This window comes from Pigmentiphaga soli, from assembly GCF_039541095.1.
In the GTDB taxonomy this organism is placed as follows: Bacteria; Pseudomonadota; Gammaproteobacteria; order Burkholderiales; family Burkholderiaceae_B; genus Pigmentiphaga; species Pigmentiphaga soli.
In genome coordinates this window covers 1-19216 of the sequence record NZ_BAABFO010000030.1, presented here as the reverse complement: position 1 = coordinate 19216, position 19216 = coordinate 1, and the positions used below count along the sequence as shown (strand labels likewise).

The following is a 19216-nucleotide window of genomic DNA, read 5'->3' as shown; positions in this document are numbered from 1 at the left end:
GCGGCGTGCGGCGGCACGCGGGGCCCGTCCTCGGGTACGATGCGCACGCGGACGCGGCCGGCGCCGCCGCGCCGCCGTGACATGACCGGACTTCCCCGAAAAATCATCCATTGCGACTGCGACTGCTTCTACGCGTCGATCGAGATGCGCGACGATCCGTCGCTCGTCGGCCGGCCGCTGGCCGTGGGCGGGCGGCCCGAAACGCGCGGCGTGGTGGCCACCTGCAACTACGAGGCGCGGCGCTACGGCGTGCATTCGGCGATGTCGTCGGCGCGCGCGCTGCGGCTGTGCCCGGAGCTGTTGATCCTGCCGCCTTCGATGGACAAGTACCGGGCGGCGTCGGCGCAGATCATGGAGATCTATCGAGACTATACCGGGCTGGTCGAACCGCTGTCGCTGGACGAGGCCTATCTGGACGTCAGCGGCACCGGCCGGCATAACGGCAGCGCCACGCTGATCGCGCGCGAGATCCGCAGCCGGGTGGCGCAGGCGGTCGGCATCACGGTGTCGGCCGGGGTCGCGCCGAACAAGTTCGTGGCCAAGATCGCCAGCGACTGGAACAAGCCCGACGGCCTGTTCGTGGTGCGGCCGGAACAGGTCGACGCCTTCGTGGCGGCGCTGCCGGTGGGCAAGCTGCACGGCGTAGGCAAGGTGACCGGCGCGCGCCTGGCGCGGCTGGGGGTGCAGACCTGCGGCGACCTGCGCGGCTGGACGCAGGCCGCGCTGCGCGATGAATTCGGCGCCTTCGGCGACCGGCTGCACGACCTGTGCCGCGGCATCGATCATCGCGAGGTCTCGCCCAACCGCGAACGCAAGTCGATCAGCGTCGAGCAGACCTTCGTGACCGACCTGACCTCGCTCGAACAGTGCGAAGCCTCGCTGGAGGGCTTCCTGCAGCAGCTGGAGGCGCGCATCCGCCGCAGCGACGCGCAGGATACGATCAACAAGCTGTTCGTCAAGCTGCGTTTCGCCGATTTCAGCCGCACCACGGCCGAAGGCATGGGCACCGCGCCCGATGCGGAGCAATACCGCATCCTGCTGGCCACCGCATTCCGCCGCAACACGCGGCCGGTGCGGCTGATGGGGATAGGCGTGCGGCTGGGCGAAGCGGGCCAGCAGCTGGGACTGTTCGACGGCTAAGGCGCTTGCCTCCTCAGCCCTTCCATTCGCGCGCCACCGTGCCCGGCGGATGGCGGAACCAGCCGGGATCGGAATAATCGCCGGGCGCGACATCGTCGCGCACCTTCAGCACGCTGAACATGCCGCCCATCTCCAGCGCGCCGAACGGGCCCTGGCCGCTCATCATCGGCAAGGTGTTGTCGGGCAGCGGCATCTGCATTTCCGACATCCCGGCCATGCCGCTCGCGCCCATCGACATGTAGCCGGGAATCATCTTGCCGATCCGGCCGGCGATGTCGTCGTGCGGCACGCCGATCATGTTGGGCACGCCGTGTCCCATCGCGTTCATCGCGTGGTGGCTCTTGTGGCAGTGCAAGGCCCAGTCGCCGGCCACGGCATCGAACTCGATGGCGCGCATCGCGCCCACCGGCACGTCCACCGTCACCTCGGGCCAGCGCGCGCCGCGCGGCACCCAGCCGCCGTCGGTGCCGGTCACCTCGAAGGCATGGCCGTGCAGGTGGATGGGGTGGTTGGTCATCGTCAGGTTGCCGATGCGGATGCGCACGCGGTCGCCGCTGCGGGCCACCAGCGGGTCGATGCCGGGGAACACGCGCGAATTCCAGGTCCACATGTTGAAGTCGGTCATTTCCGACACGCGCGGCGTGCGGGTGCCCGGGTCGATGTCGTAGGCCGCGGCCAGGAACACGAAGTCGCGGTCGGCGCGCAGGCGGCGCGCGTCGCGCGGGTGCACCACGAAAAAGCCCATCATGCCCATCGCCATCTGCACCATCTCGTCGGAATGCGGGTGGTACATGAAGCTGCCGGGGCGGCGCAGTTCGAACTCGTAGACGAAGGTCTTGCCGGGCGGGACGTGGGGCTGGGTCAGGCCGCCCACGCCGTCCATGCCGGACGGCAGCAGCATGCCGTGCCAGTGCACGCTGGTGTGCTCGGGCAGCCTGTTGGTGACGAAGATGCGCACCCGGTCGCCTTCGACCGCCTCGATCGTCGGGCCCGGGCTCTGGCCGTTGTAGCCCCACAGGTGGGCGGTCATGCCGGGGGCGAATTCGCGCACCACCGGCTCGGCCACCAGGTGGAATTCCTTCCAGCCATCGTTCATGCGCCACGGCAGCGACCAGCCGTTGAGCGTGACCACCGGCCGGTAGGGGCGGCCGGCCGCGGGGGGCGGCGGCGGCTCGGTGCCGGCCGAGGCGCGCACGGGCGCCTCGGGGATCGCGGCGGCGGCGCGGGCCACCATGCCGGCGCCGAGCGCGGCGGCGCCGCGCAGGAAATCGCGGCGGGAGCTCATCGCGCAGCCTCCGCATCGGCCGGCGCCTCGGGGCTGCCGCCCAGCTCGTAGCGCAGCTGCGCCGCGGCGATCCAGAAATCGCGCTGCGCGGCAATGGCTGCGGCCACCGCGTCGGCGTGCATGCGGGCCTCGGTCAGCAGGTCCCATACGCCGATCAGCATGCCGTTGTAGCGCAGCAGGCTTTCTTCGTTGACGCGGGCATGCAGCGGCACGATCTCGTCCCGGTAGTGGCGGGCCAGGTCGTAGCCCGAGCGGTAGTGGCGATAGGCTTCGCGCGCCGCCGAGCGCGCGGCGATGGCGACCTCGGCGGCCTCGGCGAAGGCACGGTCGTATTGCGCCTGGGCGCGGGCCGCGCCGATCCGGCCGAAGTCGAAGATGGGCAGTTCGAAGCCTACGCTCCAGGCGTTCTTGTCGGGCTCGCCGCCGTTCCTGGTCGTGTGGCCGAAGCCGGCGTCGAGCACGTTGACGAAGCGGGTGGCGCGGGTCAGGCCCAGCGCGCGGGCCGTGCCGTCGACGTTGCGGCGGGCCATGCGGACGTCGAGCCGGTCGCGCAGCGCGCGCCGTTCGATGTCGCGCTGGTCGCCGATGCGGGCTGGCAGATCGGGCAGCCGGTCGGGTAGTTGATAATCGGCATCGTCGGCCCACAACCCCAGCAGCCGGGTCAGGCGCTCGCGCGCGGCGTCGGCGTCGTCCAGCGCCCGCGCGTGGCGGGCGGTGGCCTCGGCGTACAGCAGTTGCTCGCGCAGCTGGTCGAGCCGGCTCCAGTTGCCGGCAGCGCGCATGCGCTGCGCCAGTTCGGCGCGCGACTGCGCGAGCGTGCGGACCTGGCCGGCGTATTCGGCCAGCTGGCGCGCGGCCACCGCCTCGAAATACGCGCGCCGGGTCCGGGCGGCCAGCGCCAGCACCCGATTGGCCAGGTCGAGCCGGGCCTGCTCGAAGCGGGTATCGGCGATGCGCGAGCGCACCGGCAGCGTGAACAGGCCGATCACGTCGAACACCACGGCGCGTTCGATCTCGCGCCGGTCGCCTTCCACCGAACGGCCGAAGGCGAAACCGGGGTTGGCGAGCCGGCCGCCGGCCACGCGCTCGGCTTCGGCCGCGCGCAGCCCGGCGAAGGCGGCCTGCAGGCCGGCGTTGTGCATCAGCGCGAGCCGCACCGCGTCGTCGGCGCCCAGCGGCTGCGCCAGCAGGCGGCGCGTGGCATCTTCGACCGCGCTGCGGTCGGCGTCGGAGCCGTCGGTGGCGGGAGCGGCAGGGGCGGCCGCAGCCCAGGCGACGGGCAACGCGGCGCGACCGGCGTCGGCGGACAGGCCCAGTCCCGGCTCGGCCAGGCGCTGCACGTCGCCGGCGCCGCCGTCTGCCGAAAAACCGGCGCAGCCCGACAGCAATACGGTCGTCAACGCCAGGACCTGCGGCAGACGCCGGCCGGCCTCAAGGGTGGTGGGCGTCATGCTGATGCTGCACATCGGGCGATCCGGCCGCGGGAGCATGAGCGCCGGAACCGCCGTCCATCATGTGGCCGGCGTGGTTCATGCCATTGCCGCCCGTCCCGTGGCCGGCATGGTCCATGGCCTCGGCGGCGGCCACGGCCTGGTTCAGGCGGGTCCAGTCGCCCACGGCGCGATCCTCGAACAGCATGTAGCCCGCGAACGGCGACACGTAAAGCATCGGCGCGACCGGCGTATCCGGGTCCAGCGCCGATCGCGGCGGCTGGGAGGCGGCCGCGATCGCCGCCGCGGCGGGCAGCGCCGCCGCCAGCGCGAGCCACCGCATCACAGCGGGCGGCCGTCGACGGCGTTCACGTCGTAGCCGGCGTCTTCGATCTGGTGCGCCACGCGGGCCGCGTCGTCGGCGCCGTCGACCTGCACGGTACCCGCCGCCAGGTCGACCTCTACCCTGGCCTGCGGATAGATTTCGTGCACCGCCTGCGTGACGGCCTTGACGCAGTGGCCGCACGACATACCGTCTACGTTGAATCGGGACATGAACGAGCTCTCAATGGGAAACGCGATGGCGCAAGTGTCGACCTTCCCACGATGGGCAGGTCAAGCCTTTTCGGCCTCAGGCTTCCCGCCCCGCGCCGCCAGCCAGGCCAGCGCCCCAGCGCCGGCGCGCCGCCCGGTGGCGAAACAGGCGGTGAGCAGGTAGCCGCCGGTCGGCGCCTCCCAGTCGAGCATTTCGCCGGCGCAGAACACCCCGGGCATGCGGCGCAGCATCAGGCCGTCGTCCAGTTCGGCGAAGTCGACGCCGCCGGCGCTGCTGATGGCCTCGGCCAGCGGCCGCGGCGCGCGCAGCACGATGGGAAGGCGCTTGATCGCAGCGGCCAGCCGCAGCGGATCGCCCCAGCCCTGCGCGCCCACCACCTCGCGCAGCAAGGCCGCCTTGGCGCCATCGATGCGGACCCGGCTGCGCAGGTGGCTGGACATCGACCGGGTGCCGCGCGGCCGCGTCAATTCGGCAGCCACCCGTTCCGGGCCGAGCCCGGGCGCCAGGTCCAGCCACAGGGTGACCTGGCCGTGCGCCGCGATGGCGTCGCGCAGCCCGGCCGACAATGCATAGATCAGCGTGCCCTCGACCCCGCCATCGGTCAGCACGAATTCGCCGGCGCGCCGCCATTGCCTGCCGTCGGCGCCCACGAAGCTGGCGTGCACCGAACGCACCGGCTGGCCGGCGCAGCGCTGGCGCAGGTGTTCGCTCCAGCCCACGTCGAAACCGCAATTGGACGGTGCCAGCGGCGCCACCCGCACGCCGCGCGCGCCCAGCACGGCGGCCCATGCGCCGTCGGAGCCAAGGCGCGGCCAGCTGCCGCCGCCCAGCGCCAGCACCGCCGCATCGGCCGCCACGGCCAGCGGCCCGCCGGGCGCATCGAAACGCAGCCCGCCGGCGTCGTCCCAGCCGAGCCAGCGATGGCGCATGTGCAGCGCGGCCCCGGCCGCCCGCAGGCGGTGCAGCCAGGCGCGCATCAAGGGCGCCGCCTTCATGTCGGTGGGAAACACGCGGCCCGACGAACCGACGAAGGTGCCGATGCCCAGCCCGCCGACCCAGTCGCGCAGCGCCTGCGGGCCGAAGCCGCGCACGATGGCGTCGAGCGCGCCGGCCCGCGGGCCGTAGCGCGCCAGAAAGCGTTCCAGCGGTTCGGAATGGGTGATGTTCATGCCGCCCTTGCCGGCCAGCAGGAACTTGCGGCCGGCCGACGGCATGGCATCGTAGATGTCGACCCGGCAGCCGCCGGCGGCCAGCGTCTCGGCCGCCATCAGGCCGGCCGGACCGGCGCCCACCACCGCGACGCGCGCGGGCGCCCCTGACGGGCCCAGCGCTAGCTCCGGACCAGATTGAGCAGTTCGGCGCGCGTGGCCGGATTGTCGCGGAACTCGCCCAGCATGACCGAGCTCACCATCGACGAATTCTGCTTCTCGACGCCGCGCATCATCATGCACATGTGCTGGGCCTCGATCACCACGCCCACGCCCAGCGCGCCGGTCACGCGCTGCACGGCCTCGGCGATCTGGCGGCTGAGGTTTTCCTGGATCTGCAGGCGCCGCGCGTACATGTCGACGATGCGCGCCACCTTCGACAGGCCCAGCACCTTGCCGTTGGGCAGGTAGGCCACGTGCGCCTTGCCGATGAAGGGCAGCAGGTGGTGCTCGCACAGGGAATAGAGCTCGATGTTCTTGACCAGCACCATCTCGCTGGTGTCGGACGTGAACAGCGCGCCATTGACGATCTCGTCCAGGTTCTGGCCATAGCCCTGGCAAAGATACTGCATCGCCTTGGCGGCGCGCAGCGGCGTCCCGCGCAGCCCCTCGCGCGACGGATCTTCGCCGAGCGCTTCCAGAATGGCGGTGTAATGTTTCTCCAGCGACATGGGTTCTCCTGAAAACTCGTTCCTGCGACGCCTGGCGCCGGCCTGTTGCTCCCGAGGCTTTGCAAGATCCGTTTTCTTCGTCTCATAATCCGCCATCGGAACATGGCAGGATACCCCAATCGGCCCGGCCGCCCCCCCGGATGCCCTGCGGCCGACCCGGACATGAGTTCATTACGCGCCAGCCTGTACGCAATCGGCCGCCTGCCGATTACCATGCAAGACCCCGCATCTTTCCTTCTACCAAGCAACCATCATGTCGCACCCCTCTTCCCGTACCCCTACCCACCCGATCCACCCCCAGTTCCTCTCCCGCTGGTCGCCGCGCGCCTTCACCGGCGAAGCGATCGAGGAATCGACCCTGCTCGGCTTCATCGAGGCCGCGCGCTGGGCGCCGTCGGCCAGCAATCTGCAGCCGTGGCGCTTCATCTACGCGCGGCGCGGCACGCCGTCGTGGGAACGGTTCATGGGCCTGCTGTTGGAAGCCAACCAGGTCTGGGCCGCCAACGCCTCGGCCATCGTCTACGTGCTGTCGAAAACGACCCGGCCGTCGGGCGACGGCGAAGTGCCGTCGGTCACCCATTCCTTCGACGCCGGCGCGGCCTGGGCTTACCTGGCCCTGCAGGCCAGCATCGAAGGCTGGATCGCCCACGGCGTGGGCGGCATCCACCGCGACCGCATCCGCCAGGAACTGGCCGTGCCCGACAGCTTCGCCATCGAGGCAGGCATCGTGATCGGCCGGCTGGCCGACAAAAGCGTGCTGCCCGAGGCGCTGCAGGCGCGCGAAGTGGCCAGCGACCGCCTGCCGCTGGCGGCCATCGCCGCCGAAGGGCGCTTCACTTTCTGACCGGGCCCGCGCGGCGCTAGCAATAGCGCTCAGGCAGCCGTCCTACCGCATGGGCCTCGCCCAGCAGCATGGCAACCCGGGGAGCCAGGTCCGCCGGGGCGCCGCTGGTCAGGATGCGCAGCGAACCGGCCACGCCGGCCTGGCCGCCGGCCGGCGCGCCGCGCGCCAGCAACTGGCGCCGCAATTCCTGCGCGAACGGCACGCTGGTTTCCAGCACCGGGAAATCGTTGCCCACGCAGCGGCGGATGGCCGGCAACAGGAAAGGGAAATGGGTGCAGCCCAGCACCAGCACGTCGGCGCCGCGCGCCAGCAGGTCCGACACCGGCGCCGCCACCGCGGGCATCGCCTCGTCGATGCCGGCGCCGCGCTCGACCAGTTCCACCCAGCCCGGGCAGGGCCTGACCAGCACCTCGGCCGCGGGCGCCTCGCGCGCCACCAGCTCGCGGAACTTGCCGCTCAGCAGCGTGCCGCTGGTGGCCAGCACGCCGATCACGCCGCTGCGCGTGAGCCGCGCGGCCGGCTTGACCGCGGGCTCGATGCCGACGAAGGCGCAGTGCGGATGAAGGCGGCGCAGTTCGCCGATGGCCGCCGCCGTGGCGGTGTTGCAGGCGACGGCCACCGCGCGCGCGCCCTGCCCCATGAAATACTCGGCGATCCGCCGCGCCCGTTCGACCACCGCCTGCGCCGGCTTCTCGCCATAGGGAAGATGGCCGGAATCGGCCACGTAGACCAGGTCCTGCCCCGGCATGAGGCGCCGGATCGCGGGCAGCACGCTCAGGCCGCCCAGCCCGGAATCGTAGACCCCGACCGGGGCCGGCGCGCACAAGGCCGACATATCGGGATCCGCCTGCCGATCAGTGCGTGGCCAGCTTGAGGCCGACGATGCCCAGCACGATCAGCGCCAGGCTGGCCAGCCGCCCCGCCGTGGCGGGCTCGCCGAACAGCGCGATGCCCAGCACGACGGTGCCCACCGCGCCCACGCCGACCCAGACCGCGTAGGCGGTGCCCATCGGCAGCGACTTCATCGCCACGCCCAGCAGCACCACGCTCAGCACCATCGCCAGCACCGTGCCCACGCTCGGCCACAGCCGGCTGAACCCTTCCGTATATTTGAGACCCACCGCCCACGCGACTTCCAGCAGTCCGGCGACGATGAGGATGGCCCAGGCCATGTCGACACTCCTTGGCGGCGGCAACGGCGCCGCGGGCGCGCCATTCTAGCGCATGGGCCGCTGGCCGGGCCGACGTCCAGGCCCTGGAAGCTGCCGGCGCCGGCTCAGGCTGGCGGAGTCTCGCTGCGCACGCTGTTGAGCCACTCGCGCCACACCGCCACCAGCAGCGCCATCAGCACCGGCCCGACGAACAGCCCGACCAGCCCCATCGTCTGCACCCCGCCCACCAGCCCCAGGAAAGTAGGCAGGAACGGCAGCTTGACCGGCCCGCCCACCAGCCGTGGCCGCAGGGTCTTGTCGACCACGAACAGTTCGAAGGTGCCCCAGGCGAACAGCCCGGCCGCGGCCACCAGCTTGCCCGAGCCGACCAGGTACAGCGACACCATCGTGAAGGCCAGCGGCGCCCCGCCCGGGATCAGCGCCATGAACCCGGTGATCAGGCCCAACAGCACTGGCGACGGCACGCCGGCGATCGCGTAGGCCGTGCCCAGCACCAGGGCCTCGCCCACGGCGATCAGCCCCATGCCGGTGACGGTGGCGCTGATGGTGGCCGGCACCACGCGCGAGAAGCGCATCCAGCGCGCCGGCAGGATGCGTTCGCCGACGACGTCGAGCTGCGCCACGATGCGTTCGCCGTCCTTGTACACGAAGAACAGGATGATCAGCATGAAAACGACGGTCAGCGCCAGGTGGAACACGTTGCCGGTGGTCGACAGCACGATCCGGTAGATGTTGCCGAGATGCTCGCCGCTGATCAGCTGCACCCACGAGCCCAGCGCGTGCGGGCTTCCCAGGTAGTCGTTCCAGTAGGCGGCCAGCCGCTCGCCCACCGCCGGCAGCCCCTCCAGCCAGCCCGGCGCCGGCAAGCCGTCGCGGTTGGCCACCAGCAGCCACGCGATCAGGTTGCCGGCTTCTTTGATGGCGTACGACACCGCCAGCGACAGCGGCACGATCAGCCCCACCACGATCAGCAGCAGCGCGAAGGTCGCGGCCACGGCGGTATGGCCGCCGCAGGCGCGCACCCACCGTTCGTACAGCGGCCAGCTGGCGAAGCCGATGATCAGCGCCGCCAGCCCCGGCACCAGGAATCCGCTGAAGAAGTACACGCCGGCGGCCAGGACCAGCACCAGCAGCCAGCGCGCCACGAGATGGACCGGAAACACGGGAGACGTCATGGAATCCAGGCGGAAAATCGACGGGCTCCACTGTACCAGCACCGCGATTGCCGGCCTATCGCGTCCGCCCCCGAGCCGGCACGCCGTTTGCTGGCGCAGGCGGTCCACATCCAGGAGACCGCCATGGACAAGACGCAGAAACCCGCCGACAAACTGGCCGACGACCGCGCCCGCGAGGAGCAGCGCAGCCACCGCGACGAACAGAAGCGCACCAAGAAGGACGGCCACGTCGGCCAGATCGGCACCGGGCAGGACCAGCAAAGCCAGCGCCAGCGCGGCGCCGGGGCCCGGCGGACGTAAGAACCCGCCGGCCGCGCCCGGGAAGCGCAGCAACGCCGTGAACCGGCAGGGACACGGCGTTTATCATTGAGCCCGAGCCACCCGGCATCTTCCGTCCACTTTCCAGAGCCCCACCATGACCATTCCGCATACACGCCTGGGCAATTCCGGCCTGACCGTCTCGCGCCTGGCGCTGGGCACGATGACGTTCGGCCTGCAGACCGAAGAAAGCGTTTCGCGCGCCATTCTCGACCGCGCGGCCGAGGCCGGCGTCGACTTCATCGATACCGCCGACGCCTATCCTATCGGCGGCGACCTGCAGACGGTGGGGCGCACCGAGGAAATCGTCGGCCGCTGGCTGGCCGGGCGCCGGCAGAATTTCATCGTGGCCACCAAGGCCTTCAACCGGGTCGGCCCCAACCGCTGGGACCTGGGCCTGTCGCGCAAGCACCTGTTCGACGCCATCGACGGCTCGCTGCGACGGCTCGGCACCGACTACGTCGACCTTTACCAGCTGCATAGCGACGACCGCCGCACGCCGCTCGACGAAACGCTGGAAGCGCTCGACCACATCGTGCGCTCGGGCAAGGTGCGCTACATCGGCGTCTCCAACTTCCTGGCCTACCGGCTGGCGCGCGCGCTGGGCCGCGCCGACCTGCGCGGGCTGACCCGCTTCATCTCGGTACAGCCGCGCTACAGCCTGCTATTCCGCGAGATCGAGCGCGAACTGCTGCCGCTGGTGCAGGAGGAAGGGCTGGGCGTGCTGTCGTACAACCCGCTGGCCGGCGGCCTGCTCACCGGCAAGCATCGCTTCGAAAGCGGCCCGCCGGCCGGCACGCGCTTCACGCTCGGCACCGCCGCCACCCGCTACCAGGAGCGCTACTGGCACGAACGCCAGTTCCAGACGGTGGCAGAACTGCAGCGCGCGGTGGCCGAATCCGGGCTGCCGCTGGCCACGGTGGCGGTGGCCTGGGTGCTAGCCAACCCGGCGATCAGTTGCGCGATCATCGGCGCGAGCAAGCCGGAACAGCTGGCGGACACGCTGGCGGCGGCGGAATTGAAGCTCGATCCCGAGCTCAAGCAGAAGCTGGACGACCTGACCGCCGAGTACCGGCAGGGCGACGCCGGACGCTGAGGCCTGCCGCGGCAGCTGCAACGAAGTGTATGACCGAAGGAGATCCTGAAATGTCGGAAATCAAGCCCAAGCCCCCCGCCACGCCCAGCCCGCCGCCGGGCAACGACGACCTGCGCGGCACGCCGACCGCACCGCTGCCGCCCGGCCCCGACGTCGTGCCCGATACCGGCGCGGGCCAGGACGAGGCCGAAAAGGAAGAAGCCACGCGCCACGAAGACTGGGGCAAGCGCTAAAACTCGCCCCTGCTCGCCTGCCTGCCAGGCACGGGCCAGCCCGGCTGCCGGCCATCGCGGCATCGGCCGGAGCACGATGCCGGGACGGCGGCGCTACAGCGCCGGCATCGGCGGCGCGGCCGCGGTGATGCGGTCGATCTCGGCCAGGTCTTCGGGGCCCGGCAGCCACCTCACGGCGTCGACGTTCTGCTGCAGTTGCTCGGGGCGGGTGGCGCCGGCGATCACGCTGGCCACCACCGGCTGGGCCGCCAGCCAGCCGAACGCCAGTTCGAGCAGCGTATGGCCGCGCGACTCGGCGAACGCCGCCAATTGATCGGCCAGTTGCAGATTGCGATCGTTCAGGTAGCGATTGGCCAGCCGCGCCTCTTTGCTCAGGCGCGTGCCGTCCGGCACCTTGCCGCCGCGGTACTTGCCGGTCAGGAGGCCGCTGGCCAGCGGGAAATAAGGCAGCAGGCCGACCCCGTAGGCGCGCAGCGCCGGCACCAGCTCGGGTTCTTCGCGCCGCTGCACCAGGCTGTATTCGTTCTGGCAGCTGACGAACGCATTGCTGCCCAGCTCGCGCGCGATCCAATGGGCCTCCACCACCTGCCAGGCGGCGAAATTGGAGCAGCCCACGTAGCGCACCTTGCCGCTGCGCACCAGGTCGTCGAGCGCGCGCAGCGTTTCCTCGACCGGCGTGAGCGGGTCGGGCCGGTGCAGCTGGTACAGATCGATCCAGTCGGTGCGCAGCCGGCGCAGGCTGGCCTCGACGGCCTCGATCACGTAGCGGCGCGAGCCGCCCTGGGCACGCCCGGTGTCGTCCATCGGCATGCCGAACTTGGTGGCCAGCACGATCTGCTTGCGCCGGTCGCCCAGCAGCTGGCCCATCACCGTTTCGGAACCGCCCTTGTTGCCGTAGATGTCGGCCGTGTCGAACAGCGTGATGCCGAGATCGATGGCCTTGTCGATCACGGCGCGCGACGCATCGAGATCGATGCGGCCGCCGAAGTTGTTGCAGCCCAGGCCGACCAGCGATACGCGCAGGCCCGACTTGCCCAATGAACGCAATTCCATGATCGAATCTCCTTGTGTCTCGAGAGGCCCCGCCGCGCCGCTCAGCGCGCGGCGGCAGGTTTGACGAAGCGCAGCGTCATCCGGTCGGATTCGCCGATCGCCAGGTACTTGGCGCGGTCCTTGTCGCCCTCGCGCAGCGTGGGCGGCAGCGTCCACACGCCTTGCGGGTAGTCCTTGGTGTCGCGCGGGTTGGCGTTGATCTCGCTGCGCGCCGCCAATTGGAAACCGGCGGCGCGCGCGTGTTCGATCACGTAGTCCTCGGTCACGTAACCGCTGGCGATCATCTGCGCCAGCGAAGTGCCGGGCCGCGCGCGATGCTCTTCCACGCCCAGCACGCCGCCCGACTTGAGCACCGCGTAGAAGGCGCGCAGCGTGTCGTCGAAATGGCCGTCCTTCATCCAATTGTGGATGTTGCGGAAGGTAAGCACCATGTCGGCGCCGCCCGGCGGATGGATGTCGGTGAAGGCCTTGACGGGCAGCGTGCCCACCGTCACCTTGCCGTACACGTCCGGGTCCTGCCTGAGCTTGGCCTCGTAGCGGGCGCGCGAGCGCGCGCGTTCGGCGTTGGCGCCGCCGGGCTCGTAGTGGGCGGCGTACAGCTTGCCGCGGTCGCGCAGGTAGGGAGCCAGGATCTCGGTATACCAGCCGTCGCCAGGCGCGATCTCGATGACCGTCTGGCCGGGTTGCAAGCCGAAGAATTGCAGCGTTTGCCTCGGATGGCGGTAGACGTCGCGGGCCTTGTTGGCGGCGCTGCGCTGCGGACCGGCGATGACGGCGTCGAGCGACGGCACCTCGGCCGCCGGCGCGGCGCCCGCGGCCCCCAACGGCGCGGCGCCGGCCAGCGCGGCCAGGATCATGGCGCGGCGGACGGGCGAGAACGAATGGCGCATGATGCTTCCTTCGGCAAGATACCCGGCGCATCCGCCCGGGCCGAGCGCGCAGCTTACCGCGCGCCGCCGAAGCAAGAGCTTAAATCCCCCCTGGCGGCAGGGCGAAGCGGCGGCGAGATCATTCGAAAAACATATAAACATAAAGAAAGACCCGCTGGCGGCGCGGCGGCCGACACTATCCCGCTCCATGTCCAACCAGGAGTTCCAATGAAAACGACCCTCCGCGTTCTTGCGGCCGCCACGCTCGCCGCCGGCCTGGCGGCGTGCGCGTCGAACCGCGCCGACATGGCGCAATCCTCCACGCCGGTGCCGGCCACCGTCTCGTCGAGCCAGATGCGCATGTTCACCGATGCCGCGCGCCAGGTATCGGCCATCGACAGCCAGTACGCCACCCGCATGCAATCGGTCGACCCGATGCAGCGCGAGATGCTGGACCGCGAGGCCAACGGCGAGAAGGCGCGCGCCGTCAACAGCGCCGGGCTCAGCGTGATCGAGTACAACGCCATCGCGATGGCGGTGCGCGACGACCCGACGCTGATGCGGCAGTACTCGGAAATGAGCTATCAGGGGATGTCGGGGCAGGGAATGCCGCAGCAGGGAATGCCGCAGCAGGGAATGCCGCAGGGAAGGCCCCGCTACTAGCCGTAGCAGCAGGGGATCGACGTGGCGATGCGCGCCGGCGGCGTGCGGCCGGCGGCGCCTCGTTTCACCAGATCTCGACTCTATCGTCCGGCGGACGCACCATCGCGTCGCCCGGCCGGCACGAAAAAACCTGCCCGAAGGCGGCCATGTTCGACGGCGCGACGATGGCGCGCAACGGCCCCGGCAGATGCGGATCGATCGCCAGCAATTGTTCCTGCCGCTGCGGGCGCATCTTGGTGCGCCAGGACCTTGCCCAGGCCAGGAAAAAACGCTGGTCCTGGGTATAGCCGTCGATCGGTCCCGGGTTCCCGCCGTGGTCCAGCGCGCGCCGCAGCGCGTCGTACGCGACGTTCAAGCCGCCCAGGTCGGCGATGTTCTCGGCCAGGGTGAACCGGCCGTCCAGCTTCAGGTCGGGCCGGCCCGGCGCCGGCTCGTAGCGCTCGACCTGGACGGCCAGCCGCGCCGCGCGGGCCTCGAAGGTGTCGCGGTCGGCCGGCGTCCACCACTGCATCCGATTGCCATCGCCGTCGAACTGCGAGCCCTGCGTATCGAAGCCGTGCGTGATCTCGTGGCCGATCACGGCCGCGATGGCGCCGTAGTTCAGCGCCGGATCGGCGCCCGTCTGGAACAGCGGCGGCTGCAAAATGGCCGCGGGAAAAACCACCAACCAGGTTCTGCGTCGGCGAATAGCCGGCATTGACCTGCTGGGGCAGCAGGGGCCAGTCCGCGCCGTCCACCGGCCGGCCGATGCGGGCCGCGGTCCGCTGCAACGCGAGCCGGCGCAGCGCGGCCACGTTGGCGTAATGGCCGGCGGCCGATATCTCGATGCCCGACCAGTCGAGCCAGGTGTCGGGATAGCCGATCTGCACCTTCAGCTTGTCCAGCTTGGCTACCGCCGCCTGGCGGGTGGCCACGCTCATCCACGCGGCCTGCTGCAGCCGGCTGCGCATCGCGGCCCGGACGTTGTCCACCAGCGTCTGCATCTCGGCCTTCATGGCCGGCGTGAAGGCGCGCGCGACGTACAGCTGGCCCAGCGCCTCGCCCAGCAGATCGTTGGTATCTCCCAGCACTTGCCGCCAGCGCGGCGGCTCCTGCGGCACGCCTTCGATCGCCTGCCGGTAGAAACGGAAGCGGGCGCTGCGGAACGGGGCGGACAGATAGCCGGCCGCATCGTCGAGCGCGCGGGCGCGCAGATAGGCCTGCCAGTCGGGCAGGTCCACCTCCGACAGCATGGCGTCGACCTCGGCCGCGTAGCCGGGAAAGAGCAGCGAAAACCGCTGCGTCCCGGCCCCCATCGCCTGCAGGTAGCCGGCCCAGCCGAAATGCGGCGCGATCGCATCGGCCTCGGCCACCATGACCGGGTTGTAGAGCTGGTCGTAGGCATCCCATTGTTCGGGCGACGGCGATACCGCCGCCAGCCGCGCTTCCACCGCGAATGCGCGCCGCGCCTGGTCCTGCGCGTCGGCCCCGGTCCGGCCCGATAGCCGGAACAGCTCGGCCAGGTAGGCCAGATAGGCCTCCCGCAGCGGCGCGTATTCCGGATCGCTGTAGTGCTCCGGCGTGGGCAGGCTCGGCGTGCGCGGCTCGATGGTGCCCAGATAACGGCTGGCGTTATCGAAATCGGGCTCCGCCGCGAGCGTGAACACGGCCGATTCGCCGCGTCCGGCGCTGTCGCGCAGATAGTCCAGCAGATCGGCCACCGAATGCAGGCCGTCGATCTGCGCCAGAGCCGGCGCCAGCGGCTGCACGCCGGCGGCCGCCAGCGCGGGTTCGTCCATGGCCGCCCGGTAGAACAGTCCGACCTTGCGGACGACGGAGCCGGCCGCCGCCTCGTCGGCCTGGACCGCCGCGTCGTCGAGCACGGCGCGCAGCACGTCTTCGCTCTGTTCGAGCAGGGTGCTGAGGACCGATACGAGAGAGCGGTCCGCGGGAATTTCGGTGGCCGCCATCCACCTGTTGTTCACGAACCCGTACGGGTCGGCGCAGGGATCGACGCTGGCATCGAATTCGGCCACATCGAGGGCCGGCGGGGTGACGGCGCGGTCATCGCCGCCGCCGCAGGCGGTGGCGAACAAGACGGTGGCGAGGGACAGCAGGACAGGCTTGGCGGGGAATCGGAACATGGCTCGGTGGTGGGAAGCGCCGGGCCATCGTAACAAAAATCGTCTGTTCGCCCCGCCTGCAAGCTTTTACGCGGCGCGTGTAGATTCTCCCGCCACCCGCGGGTGCGCGCGCCAGCGCGCCCGCCCCGCTTCGGCCGTGGCTAGCGCCGGTCGGGGCTTCCGCCCGAGCCCGCCGACGCGCCCGTGCCGGGATCCCCGCTGCTGCCGGGCGCGCCGGCCGTATTGCCGGCATTGTCCGTACTGCGCGCACTGTTGCCGTCGCTCGAGCTGGACGGCCCCTGCATAGTCGGGGGCGGGCTTTCCGGCGGCGCCGATGTGGAAGGCGTGGGCGGCGCCGACGGGCTGTCGACGTTCTTGTTGCAGGCCGCCAGGCCCAGCATGAGGGCCGCGAGCAGCGACAGCCGGCCCGTGACGTTGAGGACTTCTCGCATATCGACCTCCCTGGTGCGATCGGAAACGCCCGGACTCAGCACGAGACGTGCCCTCTCTTGCGAAGGCGGCGGGCAGGCAAATTGCTGAGGCCGTGGCCTTTCCGATCCGGCTGCAGCCACCGGCTTCCAAGGAGTACGACCCGCATGGATCAGAACCAGCCCAATCGCCGCCGGGACGTCCTGAAGGCGTTTGCCCTCGGCGTTCCCGCGGCGCTGAGCGCGCGCACCGCGTCCGCCGCGGCGCCTTCGTCCTCTCCACCGCCCGGCGCCGCGGCTGCCCAGCCGGGCGGCGGCATGCCGATGCCCATGCAGAACGCCGGGGCCGGCCAACGCACGCTGCGCTTCTTCAACCGCGAAGAAGCAGAAGCGATGGACGCCATCGCCGCGCGCCTCATTCCCGCCGACGAGCTGGGCCCCGGCGCCAAGGAAGCCGGGGTCACCCGTTTCATCGACGACCAGCTCGCCGGCGCCTGGGGCAGCGGCGACCAATTCTATCGGCAGGGCCCGTTCGAGCAGGGCACGCCGGAACAGGGCTACCAGCTGTCGTACACCCCCGCCGAGATGTTCCGCGCCGGCCTGGCCAAACTCGCCGACGCCAGCAACAAGGCGCACGGCAGGCGCTTCGCAGAACTGTCGGCGGCCGACCAGGACGCCCTCCTCGGCCAGCTCGAAAAAGGCCAGCTCGACTTCTCGCCGCTACCGGCGGCGGTGTTCTTCCAGGCGCTGCTGGACGCCACCATGGAAGGTTTCTTCTCCGATCCGCTGTACGGCGGCAACGGCGGCATGGCGGGCTGGAAACTGGTCGGCTTCCCGGGCGCCTATGCCAGCTTTTCCAACGACATCGAGCGCCACGGCGTGGCATGGACCCGTCCGCCGGTCTCGATCGCCGACTCGCACGGGCATGAAGAAGGGCACAGGCCATGAGCAAGACGATGCCCAAGGTGGATTTCGCCCTCATCGGCGGCGGCTGGACCGGTTCGGTCATCGGCAAGGAACTCGCCGCCGCCGGCCAGAAGGTGGTGGTGCTGGAACGCGGCGAACCGCGCTGGCCCTCGCCCGACTTCCAGGCCCCCGCCGCCCACGACGAACTGAAATACGTGCGCCGCCACGCGCTGCACCAGAACGCCGCCACCGAAACCTTCACCTTCCGCAACAACGTCCAGCAGAAGGCGCTGCCGATGCGCCGCTGGCAATTCGCCTATCCCGGTACCCACCTGGGCGGCGCGGGCAACCACTGGTCGGGCGCGTACTACCGCTTCCATCCGGTGGACTTCGCGATGCGCAGCTACTACGAGAAAAAATACGGCGCCGCCATCTTCGACCAGGACCTGACGGTGCAGGACTGGCCGCTGACCTACGACGAGCTCGAACCGTATTTCGACCGCTTCGACTATCTGGTGGGCGCCTCCGGCTTCGCCGGCAACATCAAGGGCCAGCTGCAGCAAGGCGGCAACCCGTTCGAGCCGTGGCGCTCGCGTCCCTACCCGAATCCGCCGATGAAGGTGCCGTACGCGCCCGCGCTGTTCGGCGAGGCGGCGGCGCGGCTGGGCTACCACCCCTACATCCAGCCCTCGGCGCTGGCCACCCGGCCGTACGTGAACAGCGAAGGATTGCCGATGAGCGCCTGCGTCTACTGCGGCTTCTGTTCCAACTTCGGCTGCGAGCATTTCGCCAAGGCCTCGCCCCAGGTCTGCATCCTGCCGGCGGCGATGAAGCTGCCCGGCTTCGAACTGCGCACCGGCGCCCACGTGCTGCGCGTGGAGCTGACGCCGGACAAGAAGCAGGCGCGCGGCGTGACCTATATCGACGGCGCCGGCGAAGAAGTCTTCCAGCCGGCCGACTCCGTGGTGCTCTGCGCCTTCGGCATCAACAACGTGCGCCTGCTCCTGCTGTCGGGCATCGGCCGCCCCTACGACCCGGCCACCGGCACCGGCGTGGTCGGCCGCAACTACACCCACCAGACGACCTCGGGCGTCAACCTGTTCTTCGACGAGTCCGTCAACATCAACCCCTTCATGGGCGCCGGTGCGGTGGCCGTCACCATGGACGATTTCAACGCCGACAATTTCGACCACGGCCCTCTCAAGTTCGTCGGCGGCGGCTACATCCAGATCCAGGTGGTCAGCGGCGCGCCGATCGGCTACCACCCCACGCCCAAAGGCACGCCGGCCTGGGGCGGCCAGTGGAAGAAGGCCGTGCGCCGCTACTACAACCACTCGGCGTCGATCACCATCACCGGCTCGGCCATGCCCACGCGCGGCAGCTACCTGAGCCTGGACCCGGCCTACAAAGACGCCTGGGGCCAGCCGCTGCTGCGCGTCACCTACGACCTGCCCGACAACGACATCCGCATGTCGGCCTTCCTGACCGAAAAAGGCGACCAGATCGGCAAGGCGATGCGCGGCGTGGTGGCCACCGAGCCCGGCCCGCGCAAGAGGCCGTTCACGTCGACGGCCTACCAGTCCACCCACCTGACCGGAGGCGCCGTCATGGGCAGCGATCCGCAGACCAGCGTCGTCAACCGCTGGGGCCAATGCTGGGACGTGCCGAACGTGTTCGTCACCGGCGCCTGTCTGTTCCCGCAGAACTCCGGCTACAACCCCACCGGCACCGTCGGCGCGACTGCCTACTGGATCGTCGACAAGATCAAGCAGGACTACCTGAAGGCGCCTGGCAAGGCGTTGCAGGCATGAGCGCGCATCCGCCCGGCCCCGCGGGGAATGTGCGCGCCTTGCCGGCGGAAGACGCCACGCGGCGCCGCCGGGGCCGCCTGGGAAGCGCCGCCGCCCGGACGGTCGGCCTGATGGTGCTGGGCCCGGTCATCACGCTGATCGCGGTCGGCTACCAGATGTGGGACGATTCGCGCGGCAGGCTGGCAACGCCGGCCGGCGGCGCGCTGCCCGCGGCGGGCGCAGCCGGCCGGCCCGCGCCCACGGTGCCGCCGGCCAG

The 19216-nt window shown here is 70.5% G+C and carries 22 protein-coding genes and 1 pseudogene; 9 read left to right on the top strand and 14 right to left on the bottom strand.

Going from position 1 to position 19216, the window contains the following annotated elements; genetic code table 11:
* Positions 1-39: 39 nt before the first annotated feature.
* A complete protein-coding gene (dinB, locus tag ABD927_RS21615) occupies positions 40-1140 on the top strand; it encodes a DNA polymerase IV (protein WP_425570335.1) in 1101 nt (366 codons plus the stop codon).
* Positions 1141-1153: 13 nt separating this feature from the next.
* Here dinB and ABD927_RS21610 read toward each other — a convergent pair whose 3' ends face one another.
* Genes ABD927_RS21610 through folE form a run of 6 tightly spaced genes read right to left on the bottom strand, consistent with a single transcriptional unit; the run spans position 1154 to position 6290 of the window.
* Positions 1154-2425: a multicopper oxidase domain-containing protein gene (locus ABD927_RS21610; RefSeq protein WP_345251940.1), complete on the bottom strand. Its 1272-nt coding sequence runs from the start codon at positions 2423-2425 to the stop codon at positions 1154-1156.
* Positions 2422-3876, bottom strand: coding sequence for a TolC family protein (locus tag ABD927_RS21605; protein WP_345251939.1), 1455 nt, complete (start codon positions 3874-3876; stop codon positions 2422-2424). The genes ABD927_RS21610 and ABD927_RS21605 overlap by 4 nt, the downstream gene beginning before the upstream one ends.
* A complete protein-coding gene (locus ABD927_RS21600; protein WP_345251938.1) occupies positions 3857-4201 on the bottom strand; it encodes a hypothetical protein in 345 nt (114 codons plus the stop codon). The genes ABD927_RS21605 and ABD927_RS21600 overlap by 20 nt, the downstream gene beginning before the upstream one ends.
* Positions 4198-4410: a heavy-metal-associated domain-containing protein gene (locus ABD927_RS21595; RefSeq protein ID WP_345251937.1), complete on the bottom strand. Its 213-nt coding sequence runs from the start codon at positions 4408-4410 to the stop codon at positions 4198-4200. Before ABD927_RS21595 ends, ABD927_RS21600 begins: the two co-directional genes overlap by 4 nt.
* A gap of 60 nt (positions 4411-4470) precedes the next feature.
* Positions 4471-5739: a TIGR03862 family flavoprotein gene (locus ABD927_RS21590; RefSeq protein WP_345251981.1), complete on the bottom strand. Its 1269-nt coding sequence runs from the start codon at positions 5737-5739 to the stop codon at positions 4471-4473.
* 2 nt (positions 5740-5741) lie between these two features.
* Positions 5742-6290: a GTP cyclohydrolase I FolE gene (gene folE / locus ABD927_RS21585; protein ID WP_345251936.1), complete on the bottom strand. Its 549-nt coding sequence runs from the start codon at positions 6288-6290 to the stop codon at positions 5742-5744.
* Between the two features lie 253 nt (positions 6291-6543).
* Here folE and ABD927_RS21580 point away from each other — a divergent pair, with 253 nt between their 5' ends.
* Entirely contained in the window at positions 6544-7134 is a 591-nt protein-coding gene (locus tag ABD927_RS21580; RefSeq protein WP_345251935.1) for a nitroreductase family protein, read from the top strand.
* Positions 7135-7150: 16 nt separating this feature from the next.
* Here ABD927_RS21580 and murI read toward each other — a convergent pair whose 3' ends face one another.
* The 3 genes from murI to ABD927_RS21565 all read right to left on the bottom strand — a co-directional run bounded on the left by murI (position 7151) and on the right by ABD927_RS21565 (position 9481).
* Entirely contained in the window at positions 7151-7969 is an 819-nt protein-coding gene (murI, locus tag ABD927_RS21575; RefSeq protein ID WP_345251934.1) for a glutamate racemase, read from the bottom strand.
* A 19-nt stretch (positions 7970-7988) separates the two neighbouring features.
* Positions 7989-8306 (bottom strand): quaternary ammonium compound efflux SMR transporter SugE, encoded by a 318-nt coding sequence (sugE, locus tag ABD927_RS21570; protein ID WP_345251933.1) that lies wholly within the window; start codon positions 8304-8306, stop codon positions 7989-7991.
* Positions 8307-8410: 104 nt separating this feature from the next.
* Positions 8411-9481: an AI-2E family transporter gene (locus tag ABD927_RS21565; protein WP_345251932.1), complete on the bottom strand. Its 1071-nt coding sequence runs from the start codon at positions 9479-9481 to the stop codon at positions 8411-8413.
* Positions 9482-9604: 123 nt separating this feature from the next.
* Between ABD927_RS21565 and ABD927_RS21560 the strand changes: the two genes are divergently transcribed.
* The 3 genes from ABD927_RS21560 (at position 9605) to ABD927_RS21550 (ending at position 11128) form a co-directional block, all read left to right on the top strand.
* A complete protein-coding gene (locus tag ABD927_RS21560; RefSeq protein ID WP_345251931.1) occupies positions 9605-9781 on the top strand; it encodes a hypothetical protein in 177 nt (58 codons plus the stop codon).
* Positions 9782-9896: 115 nt separating this feature from the next.
* Positions 9897-10895: an aldo/keto reductase gene (locus ABD927_RS21555; protein ID WP_425570333.1), complete on the top strand. Its 999-nt coding sequence runs from the start codon at positions 9897-9899 to the stop codon at positions 10893-10895.
* A gap of 50 nt (positions 10896-10945) precedes the next feature.
* Positions 10946-11128 carry a hypothetical protein gene (locus ABD927_RS21550; RefSeq protein ID WP_345251930.1) on the top strand — a complete coding sequence of 61 codons (183 nt, stop codon included), beginning with the start codon at positions 10946-10948 and terminating at the stop codon, positions 11126-11128.
* 93 nt (positions 11129-11221) lie between these two features.
* Here the strand turns inward: ABD927_RS21550 and ABD927_RS21545 are convergent, their stop codons facing one another.
* Both ABD927_RS21545 and ABD927_RS21540 read right to left on the bottom strand, forming a co-directional pair.
* Positions 11222-12181, bottom strand: a complete 960-nt coding sequence (locus tag ABD927_RS21545; protein ID WP_345251929.1) for an aldo/keto reductase — start codon at positions 12179-12181, stop codon at positions 11222-11224.
* 41 nt (positions 12182-12222) lie between these two features.
* A complete protein-coding gene (locus ABD927_RS21540; RefSeq protein WP_345251928.1) occupies positions 12223-13071 on the bottom strand; it encodes a class I SAM-dependent methyltransferase in 849 nt (282 codons plus the stop codon).
* Between the two features lie 207 nt (positions 13072-13278).
* On the opposite strand from ABD927_RS21540, the gene ABD927_RS21535 reads away from it, so the two are divergent.
* Positions 13279-13713: a DUF4168 domain-containing protein gene (locus ABD927_RS21535; RefSeq protein WP_345251927.1), complete on the top strand. Its 435-nt coding sequence runs from the start codon at positions 13279-13281 to the stop codon at positions 13711-13713.
* Positions 13714-13777: 64 nt separating this feature from the next.
* On the opposite strand, the gene ABD927_RS24600 is transcribed toward ABD927_RS21535, so the two are convergent.
* The 3 genes and pseudogenes from ABD927_RS24600 to ABD927_RS21525 all read right to left on the bottom strand — a co-directional run bounded on the left by ABD927_RS24600 (position 13778) and on the right by ABD927_RS21525 (position 16267).
* Positions 13778-14410 (bottom strand): M13-type metalloendopeptidase, encoded by a 633-nt coding sequence (locus ABD927_RS24600; protein WP_425570336.1) that lies wholly within the window; start codon positions 14408-14410, stop codon positions 13778-13780.
* Between the two features lie 166 nt (positions 14411-14576).
* Positions 14577-15836 (bottom strand): annotated as a pseudogene (locus tag ABD927_RS24595) (M13 family metallopeptidase); the annotation flags it as partial.
* A 140-nt stretch (positions 15837-15976) separates the two neighbouring features.
* Complete coding sequence (locus tag ABD927_RS21525) at positions 15977-16267, bottom strand: hypothetical protein (protein ID WP_345251925.1); 291 nt, start codon at positions 16265-16267, stop codon at positions 15977-15979.
* Positions 16268-16411: 144 nt separating this feature from the next.
* Between ABD927_RS21525 and ABD927_RS21520 the strand changes: the two genes are divergently transcribed.
* From ABD927_RS21520 to ABD927_RS21510, 3 genes are all read left to right on the top strand, one after another.
* Positions 16412-17191 carry a gluconate 2-dehydrogenase subunit 3 family protein gene (locus ABD927_RS21520; protein WP_345251924.1) on the top strand — a complete coding sequence of 260 codons (780 nt, stop codon included), beginning with the start codon at positions 16412-16414 and terminating at the stop codon, positions 17189-17191.
* Positions 17188-18960, top strand: coding sequence for a GMC family oxidoreductase (locus ABD927_RS21515; protein WP_345251923.1), 1773 nt, complete (start codon positions 17188-17190; stop codon positions 18958-18960). The genes ABD927_RS21520 and ABD927_RS21515 overlap by 4 nt, the downstream gene beginning before the upstream one ends.
* Positions 18957-19216 (top strand): hypothetical protein (locus ABD927_RS21510; RefSeq protein ID WP_425570332.1); only part of this gene is annotated, 260 nt, incomplete at its 3' end. The genes ABD927_RS21515 and ABD927_RS21510, both read left to right, overlap by 4 nt.